9 protein-coding genes are annotated in these 12,858 nt (G+C 42.6%); 2 read left to right on the top strand and 7 right to left on the bottom strand.

All coding sequences use genetic code 11. The features are described 5' to 3' along the window. Positions 1–49 precede the first annotated feature (49 nt). The 3 genes from GLO7428_RS00635 to GLO7428_RS00625 form a co-directional block, all read right to left on the bottom strand. Complete coding sequence (locus GLO7428_RS00635) at positions 50–772, bottom strand: ParB N-terminal domain-containing protein (protein ID WP_015186619.1); 723 nt, start codon at positions 770–772, stop codon at positions 50–52. Further along, positions 769–2,157 carry an AAA family ATPase gene (locus tag GLO7428_RS00630; RefSeq protein WP_015186618.1) on the bottom strand — a complete coding sequence of 463 codons (1,389 nt, stop codon included), beginning with the start codon at positions 2,155–2,157 and terminating at the stop codon, positions 769–771. Before GLO7428_RS00630 ends, GLO7428_RS00635 begins: the two co-directional genes overlap by 4 nt. A 144-nt stretch (positions 2,158–2,301) precedes the next feature. After that, positions 2,302–2,922, bottom strand: coding sequence for an FMN-dependent NADH-azoreductase (locus GLO7428_RS00625; protein WP_015186617.1), 621 nt, complete (start codon positions 2,920–2,922; stop codon positions 2,302–2,304). A gap of 143 nt (positions 2,923–3,065) precedes the next feature. Here GLO7428_RS00625 and GLO7428_RS00620 point away from each other — a divergent pair, with 143 nt between their 5' ends. Beyond that, a complete protein-coding gene (locus tag GLO7428_RS00620; protein ID WP_015186616.1) occupies positions 3,066–4,007 on the top strand; it encodes a ParA family protein in 942 nt (313 codons plus the stop codon). 50 nt (positions 4,008–4,057) lie between these two features. Here GLO7428_RS00620 and ileS read toward each other — a convergent pair whose 3' ends face one another. Together ileS and GLO7428_RS00610 are read right to left on the bottom strand one after the other, a co-directional pair. Continuing rightward, positions 4,058–7,282: an isoleucine--tRNA ligase gene (gene ileS, locus GLO7428_RS00615; RefSeq protein WP_369792521.1), complete on the bottom strand. Its 3,225-nt coding sequence runs from the start codon at positions 7,280–7,282 to the stop codon at positions 4,058–4,060. A 174-nt stretch (positions 7,283–7,456) separates the two neighbouring features. After that, on the bottom strand, positions 7,457–8,308 hold the full coding sequence (locus tag GLO7428_RS00610; protein WP_015186614.1) for a Ycf66 family protein: 852 nt from the start codon (positions 8,306–8,308) through the stop codon (positions 7,457–7,459). 390 nt (positions 8,309–8,698) lie between these two features. Here GLO7428_RS00610 and gndA point away from each other — a divergent pair, with 390 nt between their 5' ends. After that, entirely contained in the window at positions 8,699–10,180 is a 1,482-nt protein-coding gene (gene gndA / locus GLO7428_RS00605; protein ID WP_015186613.1) for an NADP-dependent phosphogluconate dehydrogenase, read from the top strand. 181 nt (positions 10,181–10,361) lie between these two features. On the opposite strand, the gene GLO7428_RS00600 is transcribed toward gndA, so the two are convergent. Both GLO7428_RS00600 and GLO7428_RS00595 read right to left on the bottom strand, forming a co-directional pair. Further along, positions 10,362–11,087, bottom strand: a complete 726-nt coding sequence (locus GLO7428_RS00600; RefSeq protein WP_015186612.1) for a circadian clock KaiB family protein — start codon at positions 11,085–11,087, stop codon at positions 10,362–10,364. Positions 11,088–11,238: 151 nt separating this feature from the next. Next, complete coding sequence (locus GLO7428_RS00595) at positions 11,239–12,480, bottom strand: type IV pilus twitching motility protein PilT (protein ID WP_015186611.1); 1,242 nt, start codon at positions 12,478–12,480, stop codon at positions 11,239–11,241. Positions 12,481–12,858 lie beyond the last annotated feature (378 nt).

Genomic DNA, 12,858 nt, shown 5'->3' with positions numbered 1-12,858 from the left:
ATTTCATAGTTAACTGCTCTGTAGTTTCTTTCACTGCTGGCACTACAAATTAATCTTTATAAACTAGAGTACGAGATAAATTGTCAATAATACTAAGCATTCTTTTCTCGCTTAATCCTGTGATTCGTTTAACAACTTCAACTACAGATGTAAACTCTTTCTTTGTACGTTCTTTCTGTATAGCTTCAACTAACTTAGTGGCTGTTTTACTAGATATTCCCACATTTTGAAGTATAAGTAACAACTCAGAAGCGTTTAAAGTATTAAAAGCTGTTAAAGGTTCAATTAACTTGGGAATTTTATCTTTAAATTCCTTTAATTTTATCTCCAACTCTTGTTTCTCTTTTGTACGCTCTTCCCGCAGTTGACTGAGGTGCTTTTCTAACCGCAATTCAATATTTGTTATACGTTGTTCTAATTTTGTTGTGTTATTCTCAGTTGTGGTTGCTGGATGATTGACAGTTTGATATTCTCGAAATGCTTCGGCTTGCTGTAATACTAGTTTTTCATCTTTAGGTGAAATCACAAAGGCATTAACCATTTCGCCTTTACGAGGATCTTTTTCTCTAGCTTTAACAGCAGCGTAGTATTCTAAGTGCCCATCAATTACTAAATAAGTGTCTTCTCCTGTTTCTTTCACAACTAATGGCTTGATCAGTCCTCCTGTTTTAAGAATTATTTCTGCTAAATAATCTAATGTATCCTCAGAAAAATCTGAACGTGGATTTTCCGAAATGATATTTTTAACATCTACAAGTGAAAATGAAATCATTTCAACTCCATTTTTTGTAAAACTTCTCCAGCTAAAAGCTCAAATTCACTAGTAGCAACTTGAGCAGAATTAGAAGAGGGTTTACCATCAGCAAAGTCAAAGATTGATTTGGGGTTAGGAATCTCTAATTCTCCTATTTGCACAGTTTGATTAGTGCATTCTGATAAAGCTGTCCTATCATAAATTACTGTTTCCATTAGAGGTAATTCATATTTTTCTGGAATAACACTCCTCTGTTTAGGAAAAGTATACTGTAGAAACTTGGAATTAGTAGCAATTTTGGAGGGAAGAACACCTAAAAGAATTAGATGCGGCTTACCTACAGCTTCTCTAGATTCATTAACCTCTTTGATAAACTTTTTTACAGTCGGCAAACCTTGATTAGCGAACGGTTTCAAATCTGAAGGAATTATTAAGTAGTCAGCAGCAATCAAGGCTACTTCTGCATATAAATCTCTAGATGGTGGTGTATCGATAATGACAAAATCATAGGTATCTGCTACTTGTTTTAGTTTGACAACTAACCTCCTTCTACTTGCTAAAATTTTATTTAGTTGATCTTGGTGCTCAATTAACGTAATGTGTGAAGGAACAACATCAATTTCAGGACTATTGAAAAAATGAGATTTACGAGCAATATCAGGAATAAAGTTATAATCACCTGATTCGAGTAAGTGGTATACGTTTCGCTCCTTTAAGTCATCCTCTTCTTCAAATTGAAACTTAACTAAGCCAGTGGCAAAAGTAGTGTTTGCTTGCGAATCTAAATCTATTAAGAGTATCCTTTTACCTTTTTTTCTTAGTGCGGCAGCTAGATTGACGGCAACTGTGGTTTTCCCGACACCACCTTTGTTATGGTAAATTGCAATAGCTTTCATGTTATTCTGCTTCTTATTCTCAGAGTCTGACTTAGGATTAGTTGTAACTGAAATTATCTTCTTTTGAGTGTATTTTTTTCTTAAACTTTCTCTACCTATAAGAGCTTGAATTTCTTCAATTCTACTTTCAATATCGTGACCTGAACATTGAAATACTAACTGAATATTATCATCAATGCTTTGATAGATTCTCAGTTGTTTGCCATTAGTTAGGAGTCCATAAGCAACATTTAAACTAGTTAAGTACCACTTGAGGCGGCGCACATGATTGTTCAAGTTTTGATTAGGATGCTTTGCCTCCATGACAACGCTTAAAGAAGAGTAGTCATTCAAAACAAACGGAACTACTTGTGTAGCGAAAGCTAGAAAGTCTAAACGAATACTGCCAAAAGCAACTTCTTGATACCAAGTGTCTGGTGAGTAGCCTAATGCTGGAAGCAGATACTGTACAATGAGCTTGCTTTCTACTTCGCTTTCGTTACGACAATTTTCTGGGGAAAAAGGCAACTTCTTTTACCTTGACTAAACCAAGACGTTGTAAAAAAAAACTTCTAAAGTCGATTTTCGGACAAATATTTTTGTTCTAGGTCAGGGAAATTACGGATTTTTGTAAGCGATCGCACCAAGTATGATGTGCGATCGCGCTTCGCATCACCAGTTAGCGACTAACTCTTCAATCATCGCATGGGCTTCGTTCAAAGATTCCTGACGTGCGTCATCACCGCTGCTAAGATTATCAGCTTGCACAAACGTAATGTCAGTAATACCAACTAAGCCAAACACAGCCTGCAAGAAAGGCTTGAGGTAATCATACTGTTCTGCTGGCGTTCCCGATCTGTAGCTACCACCGCTAGCAGTCACAATGAGCATTTTCTTTCCGTGAACTAAACCCGCGTATCCTTGATCAGTAACCGCAAAAGTACGATTGACGCGAACAATTTGGTCAATATAGGCTTTAAAAGTTGAAGGTACGCTAAAGTTGTACATTGGGATACCGAACACGTAGCGATCGGCTGCAAGAAATTCATCTACTAGTTCATCTGAAAGCTTAATTGCTGCGTTGAGTTCGGGGGTACGCGCTTCTGGGGGTGTAAATGCAGCCGCAATCCATCCTTCATCAACATGAGGTACAGGGTTTTTCCCCAAATCGCGGTAAGTCAGTGTATCCTCTGGATGGGCATTTTTCCAAGCTGTAACGAACTCATAAGAAAGTTTACGCGAAAAAGAGCGTTCACCACGAGGACTAGAATCAATATGCAGAATATGCGCCATAAAACAATGATTCCTGGATATAATTTAACAGCATCAACCGAGTAAATTTATCATTAATCCTACTTTTGTGTCTGTCTATCCTAAGACAGCTAAATCGCAAAATCGATGTCATTAAGCACTAACTTAATTCCAGGATTTTACTAATGGCTTATATCATTGCAACAGCAAATATGAAAGGTGGTGTAGGAAAAACAACGCTAAGTGTCAATTTAGCGACTTCACTCGCCAAAGATCATGGTAAAAAAGTTCTTATTTTCGATTTAGATACTCAAATTAGTGCTACTTTGAGTATAATGTCGCCAACAGATTTCGCTAAATACCGAAAAACAAAGCGGACTTTGAAATATTTAATCAACCAAGCTATTCAGCCAGAAACACGCTCAAAGATTAGTGTGAAAGAAGCAATTCACTACAATGCGTGCAAGCTTGCCAATCTAGATTTATTACCAGGTGATATCGAGCTATACGATGAATTTGTGGTTTCTGAAATGCTGCATGAAGAAGCCTTTGAAGTAGATCGACTTGATTTTGAAACAGTTTGGAATCGCTTTGAAAGAAGATTAGTTAAACAAATTTTAGAGCCAGTTCTCGAAAATTACGATTTTATTATTCTCGACTGCGCACCTGGTTATAATTTGATGACCCGCAGTGCGCTTGCTGCGAGTAATTTCTATGTTCTACCTGCAAAATCTGAGCCGTTATCAATAGTAGGTATTCAGTTATTAGAAAGACGGATTGCTCAACTGAAAGAAAGCCATGCATCTGAGGTGAATTTAGATATTAAATTGTTGGGAATTGTCTTTACAATGTCAGGTAATTTAATTACAGGCAGATACTACAAACAAGTGATGCAGCGAATTAATGAGGATTTTGACGCAGCACAAATTTTCAAGACTCAAATACCAACTGATGTCAATGTTGCTAAAGCAGTTGATAGTTTTATGCCTGTTGTCATGACAAATCCGCAATCAGCAGGGGCTAAAGCATTTACTCAAATAACGCAAGAGTTTTTACAGAAACTGCAACTAGCTGGGAGTAATCAGCAGGAAACACAATTAGTTAATACTAAGGTTGGTAATTGGTAATGGGTAATGAGAAAAAAGATATTTACCAATTACCTATTACCAGTTACCTTTTAAAAGTCTCCGGCTAACGCAGAAACACAGCGTTCGCAAATAAGGGGATGTTCTGGAGATTCGCCGACGTGAACTGAGTAGTTCCAACAGCGATCGCACTTCTTCCCGTCTGCATTCACAACACCAATGGCAAGTTCGTCAGTTTGTAAGTTGTATTTTGCTTGTTGCACTGCTTCTGGTGAATCGACAAGTTCTACTTGCGAAGCGATGAATAAATAACGCAGTTCATCAACACCGTTAGATTGAGTTGCGGTCTGTTTTTCTTGTACTGGCACAGCTTGTGCGATTGATTCGGTTTCAGTAGTTGGCGCTTTCGACTTCTGCGATAATACGATGCGCATAAATGCTAGTAGCAAGTAGCGCAGCGTTGCGTAAATGCCAATGAGTTGGAAGACGCGCGGTAGCAAAGGAATATCATTGATACCGACAAGTACAGCTTTCAACAAGCCAAGTGGCAGTACAATCAAGGGAAACACGGCAAGCACAACGGCGACAACCCAAAGTTCGCGGTATACCTTTAACACATCGCGTAAATATGCTGGCGATCGCGTAAAGGGCTGCAAAAGTTCAGCTAAATACTGTTGCCAGGTTTTTGGGTTCTGTGTTGCAGGCAGTGTTGTCTGTGCTACAACTTTTTCAACAGTCGCTAAGGGTTGAGCCGTGCCAGGGTTTAATGTTTGTAACTGCGCTTTGAAGGCAGCATCAGGAACATAAAGCAACACCTTGGCTTCAAGTGAAGAACCGATCATTTTCTCGACGCGTGCTTGTTCGAGAACTTTATTGACATCAGCGCGCAGCAGCCGTAACTTTTGCCAAGAACTTGCCAGTTCAGGGTTGTGCCATTGAGAGTCTAGTTGCACCCAACCGGCTTCAAAGACGGATTTGTAGGGCGTCGGGTATGGTAGCTGCTGCCAAATATCTTCTGCCATGTGACATAGTACAGGTGCGATCGCGCGGGCTAAATTTTCGAGTGCGACACTCAATACCGTTTGACAGCTACGTCGCCGAAATGCATCGGGCGCACTAATGTACAATCGGTCTTTGGCAGTATCTAAGTAGAAGTTCGATAAATCGACGACGCAGAAATTTTGCACCGTTTGGAAAAACCGGAAGAATTGGTAAGTCTCAAACGCCTCAGTCACATCCTTAAAGACTTCGGTCATCCGGTGCAGCATATACCGATCGAGTTCGGGCAATTGCGCGTAAGGTACAGAATGCTCAGAAGGGTCGAAATCGTGTAGATTACCCAACAAGAATCGTGCTGTGTTGCGAATCTTGCGATATGCTTCCGATAATTGCTTGAGGATGTTTTTACTCAGCGGTGCATCTGAGGTGTAATCGACGGATGATACCCATAGCCGCAGAACATCAGCACCATAGGCTGGTTCTTCTTTTTGATTTTTACCGCCATTAATGACAATCTCTGGTTCGATGCCATTTCCCAGCGATTTGCTCATCTTGCGACCTTGCTCGTCGATGGTAAAACCATGAGTTAAGACCGTTTTGTAAGGTGCATAACCATTGACGGCGACGCTTGTGAGTAAACTTGATTGAAACCAGCCGCGATGTTGGTCAGAGCCTTCTAAATACATTTCCGCAGGGTAGTGCAACTCAGGACGCTGTTGCGCTACCGCCGCCCACGAGGAACCCGAATCGAACCAGACATCCATCGTATCGGTGCCTTTGCGGTACGACCGACCATTATTGCGGTAACTTTCTGGTAAGAGTTCTTCTGTCGATAATTCCCACCACGCATCGGTGCCAATTTCTGCGATAATTCCTTGCACGTGGGCGATCGTTTCTTCATTTAGTAGCGCTTCCCCTGTTTCTTCGTCGTAGAAGACAGGGATGGGGACACCCCAGCTACGTTGTCGCGAAATGCACCAATCTGAACGTTCGGATACCATCGCGGTAATTCGGTTTTCGCCGATCGCGGGAATCCACTTGACTTCACTAATCGCTTTGAGTGCGGCATCGCGAAATCCTTCGACGGAGGCGAACCACTGTTCGGTGGCGCGGAAGATCGTTGGTTTTTTCGTCCGCCAATCGTAGGGATATTTGTGAACGTATGGTTCTTCTTTGAGTAACGCCCCCGCCGCAGATAGGGCATCGATGACAGCAGCGTTGCCATCACCAAGAACATTCAACCCCGCAAATTGTCCAGCTTCTGCGGTAAAATTACCGTCAGCATCGACGGGTGCTAATATTGGTAAACCGTACCGCTGACCGACGATGTAGTCATCTTGTCCGTGACCTGGTGCAGTGTGGACTAAGCCTGTTCCTGACTCGGTTGTCACGTAATCGCCACCTATTACGACTGGACTTTCGCGATCGTAGAGTGGATGACGATAAGTTGTGTGTTCTAAATCCTTGCCACTTACTTTTGCTTTAATTGCAAGGTCGCTTGCGAGAATCTGTGATAAGCGTTCTACTAAGTCAGCGGCTACGATTAAGTATTTAGGTTGCTCGTGATTAGCAACTTGTACCACCGCATAAGTTAATTCTGGATTGACAGCTACTGCTAAGTTAGCTGGAATTGTCCAAGGTGTCGTTGTCCAAATGGCTACACTTAGATGCGGCAAAAATTCGCCCAGTGCTGAAGCAGTTTCCGAAAGATGAGTCACAGGAAAAGCCGCGTAAAGACTACGCGAGGTATGACCTTCTGGATATTCTAGTTCGGCTTCTGCCAGTGCCGTTTTTGAGCTAGGACTCCAGTGGACTGGTTTCAAACCGCGATAAATGTAGCCTTTTAAGACCATTTGCCCAAATACACCGATTTGTGCTGCCTCGTATTCGGGTTTTAATGTCAAATAAGGATTGTCAAAATCGCCCCAAACCCCGTAGCGTTGAAAACTTTTGCTTTGTTCCTCAACCGCTGCTAAGGCAAACTCTTTTGCTTTGCGTCGCAATTCCAACGGCGTGAGGTTTTGCCGTTCGGCTGCCTTCATATTTTGTAACACTTTGAGTTCAATCGGCAAACCGTGACAATCCCAGCCAGGAACGTAGCGAACTTTACGTCCTTGCAACAACTGATAGCGGTTAATAATGTCTTTGAGAATTTTGTTGAGCGCGTGACCGAGATGCAGCGCGCCGTTAGCATAGGGAGGACCGTCGTGCAAAACAAATAACTCGCCAGGGTTGTTCTGCGACAGGCGATCGTATATTTGGTTTTCTGCCCAAAACTTTTGGATTTCTGGCTCGCGCTTTGTTGCGTTTGCCCGCATATCAAAACTCGTTTTAGGCAGATTAACAGTATCTTTGTAGCTTCCTGGTTCTGTCACAGTTTAATGCCGAAAGATGATCAAGTCGTTTTGCAACTATTATCGATGACAATCCCCTTTCGCTTCAACCTCAAAAACACTCTTCTGTTGGTAATTAGCAATTAGCTAATAACACAATCAACTTGGCGAGGGATTTTCAGGCGTTTCTGGGTCTGGTGGTGCAGCTTCTTGATGTTTTTCTTCAGCATCTTTGAGTGCAGCTTCTACCAGTTCTGGATCAGGTGGATTAGGGCGCACCAATTCGGATGGTTCAGATGTGGCTTCTATTGTGGTTGGGTCTGCAACTGAGGGGCTTGCTGTTTCCTCAGCGAGATCTGATGTTGCTTCGCTAGCAGGTTGAATTACTTCGTCGGCTGCGAGAGCATCAGGCGGAGCCACTTCTGAGATACTTTCCGTTACTGCTTCTACAGGAGTACTTTGTTGTGTTGCAGTAGCAGCTAATTGCTCTGCTGTAGACGTACGATTATCAATAATTTGAATTGAGTTCGCAATGTTGTTAGTTGTAGGTGTAGTGCTTGCGGCAGTTGTTGAGGAAACCGTTTCTGGGACTTTTGTTTGTTCGCTCAATTGTTGCAATCGTTCTTTTGCAGTGGTCGCACTATTGTCTCCACGCTTAGTCAATTGCGAGAGCTTAGAAAAGAATGAGGACTTGGCAACTTTCTCCTGAACAGTGCTTTTCACTTCCTCCGCACTTGGTGCTACAGTTTGCGAAAGACGTGGAGTGAGTTGTCGTCGGAGTGAAAGCGTTTGGGTAACTGACCAACCTAATAAAGCAACGCCAGCCACTTGACCGAGTAGAACACCCCCTGTGATGCGTCCAGAACACACCCATAAGACTAAGGCGTAGAATAATCCTACCCCGCTCCAAACAAAGTCACCTTTGCGGTGTACCTCAGGAAAAAAGAAAGCTGCCATGTAGATAGCGAGGCTAAAAAAACCTACCGCCAACGCCAGGATGTATGCCAGCATTTGTGGGTTACTCCTTACTGTCTCATCAGACTACATATTTCAATTTTGCGCTTTTATTGTTCAAATAGATACAAATCTAAGTTAATTAGCTAAATCATTCTTGAAATCTACTCATTGGAAGATAAAAACTTAAACCCGCAAGTAGATAAATGTTTTTGCTTTTTTTAATACCCTGATTATGCATTCTCAATGTATCATCTAGTTCGATTCAACCCAAAGCACAGGTCAGAAATCTGTCTTTTGCTTGATTTAGTCAGAGAATCTGTATTTTAGATGCGATTTTGTTCTATTTAATTAACACTTTTAATCTCTTTTTTACAGAAGATATCTTAAAGTTCGAGCTACCCTGAAGGGGAATCATCTCAATAGCGGAGTTAGCAAAGCAAACTTATGACACAGCAAAGCTTTGGTGTAATCGGCTTAGCCGTTATGGGCGAAAATTTAGCTCTTAACGTCGAGCGCAATGGTTTTCCGATCGCTGTCTACAATCGCACCCCAGAAAAAACAGATGCCTTCATGCACACGCGCGCGCAGGGCAAGAACGCGAAAGCTGCATACTCGCTTGAAGAATTTGTTGGCTTGCTTGAGCGACCCCGAAAAATTTTGATTATGGTGAAAGCGGGAGCACCTGTTGATGCCGTTATAGACCAGCTTAAACCCTTACTAGATGAGGGCGACATCATCATCGATGGTGGAAATTCTTTGTATGACGATACGGCGCGACGCACCCGTGAATTAGAGCCACTAGGTTTTAGATTTATTGGTATGGGTGTTAGCGGCGGTGAAGAAGGGGCGTTAAATGGTCCTAGTTTGATGCCAGGCGGTACAAAAAGCTCTTACGAATACTTAGAGCCAATTTTGACAAAAATTGCGGCTCAAGTAGAGGATGGTCCTTGCGTTACCTACGTTGGTCCTGGCGGCGCTGGGCATTATGTCAAGATGGTACACAACGGTATTGAGTACGGCGATATGCAGCTGATTGCAGAAGCTTACGATTTACTCAAAAGTGTTCTCGGTCTTGACCACAATCGACTGCACGAGATTTTTGCCGAATGGAATACTACCGAAGAACTAAATTCGTTTCTTATTGAAATTACCGCAGATATTTTTAGGTACATCGACCCCGATACCAATCAACCACTCGTTGAGCAAATTCTTGATGCTGCTGGACAAAAAGGAACTGGACGCTGGACAGTGCAAAGTGCGTTAGAACTCGGTATTGCTATTCCGACAATCACCGCCGCAGTCAATGCCCGCGTGATGTCTTCATTCAAAAAGGAACGCGTTGCGGCTGCGCAAGTTCTTACAGGTCCTACAGCTAAGTACGAGGGCGACGCAGAAGCTTTTATTGATATGATTCGCGATGCGCTGTACTGCTCGAAGATCTGTTCTTACGCACAAGGAATGGCACAACTAGCGGCTGCATCAAAAGTGTATTCCTATAACCTGAATTTAAGTGAGATGGCTCGCATTTGGAAGGGTGGTTGTATTATCCGCGCTGGTTTCTTAGGTAAGATTCAACACGCTTATCAAGAAGACCCAGATTTACTTAACTTACTTCTAGCTCCAGAATTTAAGCAATCAATTTTGGATCGGCAGAATGCTTGGCGCGAAGTGGTAGCTACCGCCGCTAAATTAGGAATTGCTGTACCTGCGTTTAGTGCTTCATTGGATTACTTTGACAGTTATCGACGCGATCGCTTACCTCAAAACCTCACTCAAGCACAACGTGACTACTTTGGCGCGCATACTTATGAAAGAGTTGATAAAGAAGGATTCTTCCATACCGAATGGGCGCAATTTGACGAAGCGTCTCTACAAACTTCAACACCGGAACCTTTACAGGCAGATCCAGCGACAACCAACGCTTAGGCGCAATACGTAGGAATATGGATCGCTTAGCGACTAAAGTTGCAGCTAATTAGACAAAGACTACCTGCGTGGTCTACATTGCTGAGATTTATGACAAACGATTTACGCAGGAAGTTTAGGAGATAAGGGCTAGGAGTGCTCAAACTTATTTAGAAGCGGCTAACTCCTAGTCACTTTTTATTTATACCTCAGGAGAAGTTAATATTTGTAACAATCTCTCAACATTGTCTAAATCGCCAACTAACCGCCGCATCGGTTTTGGAGAAACTTTCACAAGTGTTGGTGTGGCTGCGACTTGATCGATCTCGGCTTGCTCAGGATGCTTGATCACATCAATGACTTTGAGCGTATATGGATAGTGAAATTGCTCAAGTACTTGCCGTAGACTTTGTAGAATGCGCTCGGTTGTTGCACTATGCCCAGCGACAAAGAGGTGCAAAACGTAGGGTGTTTGTGCGTGTTGAGTACTTAACGATTCAGGTCGCGATCGCTCAAAACGCACAACAAGATCGTTTTCTTCCCAGAGTTGTGGAAACGTCGCACGATACGTAGTTAGCAAAATCGGATCGCATAAGCCCTCTGCAACAGGCGCAGCTTGCCAAACCACATCAGTTTGAAACACCGCATTTAATAAAGCTTGATACCGCAGTACGAGCGGATATGCTTCAGCGTATGTTTGGATCTGCTGCGTTTGTGGGTCTAACCATCGGTCAATCGTTGCCGTATAGCAAGGCACTAAAAAGTGTGGCGGTTCTGATAAGTTGAGTATTTCTTGTAAACCTGCACACAGATGTAAATGCCAACGACCTTGTTTGCTAGGGTCGATGCAGTAAATAAGATCTCCCCCTGGCGTAAATAGCGCAATACCTTTAAATATTTCTGTATCTCTCGATTTAGCTTGATTCAACTGTTTGAATAAGGGGTCACGGTTCTTCTGGAGAAGAGGAAGAAAAAGTTACTAGCAGCTAGTAACTAGTTATGATGCACGCTTGACAATAATCACGAGCCACCAGCCACTAACTACTAATCACTGATTGCTCTTTCCTTAGTCCTCTACTCTAAACTCTACCGCGTAAAATCATCGCCATCTCGTTTGGCTTGGGTGATGCCTCTAACGCCGTTTCTTCTGTTAACCTTCCTTCTTCGTATAATCGATAAATCGATTGATTCATCGTACACATTCCTTCAAAGTTGCAGCGCGGAATGATTGCCTCTATTTCTTCAACTTCGTTGCGGATGATGTAATCCTTGATTGCGTCTGTATTAATCATAATTTCGTGAATTGCGGCGCGTTTGTTGTCCGTTGTCCGCACAAGGCTTTGCGCAATAACTGCAACGAGAGATTCTGCTACCTGAATGCGCATGGGACCTTGTTCATCAGGGTTGTAGAGGTTCAAAATTCTTTCAATCGTTTTAACGGCACTGTTAGTGTGCAAAGTTCCAAAGACAAGGTGTCCGGTTTGCGCGGCTTTTAAAGCTGTATTGACCGTTTCGCGATCGCGCATCTCCCCAATCAGAATAATATCTGGGTCTTCGCGCAACGATGCTTTTAGCGCATTATCAAATTTCAACGTATGAATGCCCACTTCCCGCTGCTTAATGAGGGACTTTTTACTTTTATGTACAAATTCCACAGGGTCTTCAATCGAGATAATGTGTTTGGGCATTTCTTGATTGATGTAATCTACCATCGCTGCTAGCGTCGTAGACTTACCCGAACCTGTTGGTCCTGTTACCAAAATTAATCCTTTATGGTAGTGGCACAAATCGCGAAAAACGGGCGGTAGACTGAGTTGTTCTAGCGTCAGAATTTTTAACGGAATCAATCGCAGCACCATCGCTGGACCATTCAGCGCCACAAACAAGTTAATGCGTACGCGCGCTACTCCTTCGTACTGCGTCGCACCGTCATATTCTAAATGCTCATAAAATTGCTGGATTTGTTGATCTGTGAGAATTTCTTTCACCCAGCTAGTAAACGTCGCTTCGTCTGTTTTGGGATAATCAGTAACAATAATTTCTCCACGTTCGCGGAAACGAGGCACTTCACCAACACCCAAGTGTAAATCTGAAATGCCTTTATCATGAGCTTCGCGCACTAATTGCGCTAAGGTTGGGGCTGTAGTTGTTGAATTTTGTGCAGATTCAGTAGGCGATGTATTGAGCTGAGCAACAGTTTGCATCTGTAGTTGTGTAACATCTCTATCCGAATGATTCGAGACTCTGGATTTTGGTAATGGCATCGGTGGTACGCGGGGAACTGCTGGTGCAGGAATTGGTAGACGCTGTGATTCTGTCATGTGTCGGCTGTTAACTAGTGGCTATTCTGGTCGAATATCAAATAAGGCGTGAGGAGGCACTGCATACTAAGTTGTGACATCCGCTTATAGCTTTCCCTAACTGTCATGCTTTATATCAGGTGTTGAATAGCAAGTATTTGAAGCGTTTTCTTTACTGTTGCTTTTCTTTATAAAACAGTCGTTTGAGCCACCAGTTTGTATGGAATTTGTTACAGTTTCGCTAAAAAATTAAAGCGCAACAATTATTTGTTTTTCTATTTGAGTATTTATACTCCTAGACGGGTGTTCCACCAAAATTAGTTGCTACTTATCAATTAGCGATCGCCACAACGCCTAAGTTAATCGCTAGAAGCTAAAGAAAGTGAGTCGAGTCAGAAC

The sequence above is a fragment of the Gloeocapsa sp. PCC 7428 genome (assembly GCF_000317555.1).
In the GTDB taxonomy this organism is placed as follows: domain Bacteria; phylum Cyanobacteriota; class Cyanobacteriia; order Cyanobacteriales; family Chroococcidiopsidaceae; genus Chroogloeocystis.
Note: the sequence above shows the minus strand (reverse complement) of the source record. Positions and strands in the feature narration are given on the sequence as shown.

Coding starts and splice junctions, on each gene's coding strand:
- GLO7428_RS00620 (WP_015186616.1), top strand. CDS start 3,066: ATGGCTTATATCATTGCAACAGCAAATATGAAAGGTGGTGTAGGAAAA.
- GLO7428_RS00625 (WP_015186617.1), bottom strand. CDS start 2,922: ATGGCGCATATTCTGCATATTGATTCTAGTCCTCGTGGTGAACGCTCT.
- GLO7428_RS00610 (WP_015186614.1), bottom strand. CDS start 8,308: ATGCTGGCATACATCCTGGCGTTGGCGGTAGGTTTTTTTAGCCTCGCT.
- GLO7428_RS00635 (WP_015186619.1), bottom strand. CDS start 772: ATGATTTCATTTTCACTTGTAGATGTTAAAAATATCATTTCGGAAAAT.
- GLO7428_RS00595 (WP_015186611.1), bottom strand. CDS start 12,480: ATGACAGAATCACAGCGTCTACCAATTCCTGCACCAGCAGTTCCCCGC.
- ileS (WP_369792521.1), bottom strand. CDS start 7,282: ATGCGGGCAAACGCAACAAAGCGCGAGCCAGAAATCCAAAAGTTTTGG.
- gndA (WP_015186613.1), top strand. CDS start 8,699: ATGACACAGCAAAGCTTTGGTGTAATCGGCTTAGCCGTTATGGGCGAA.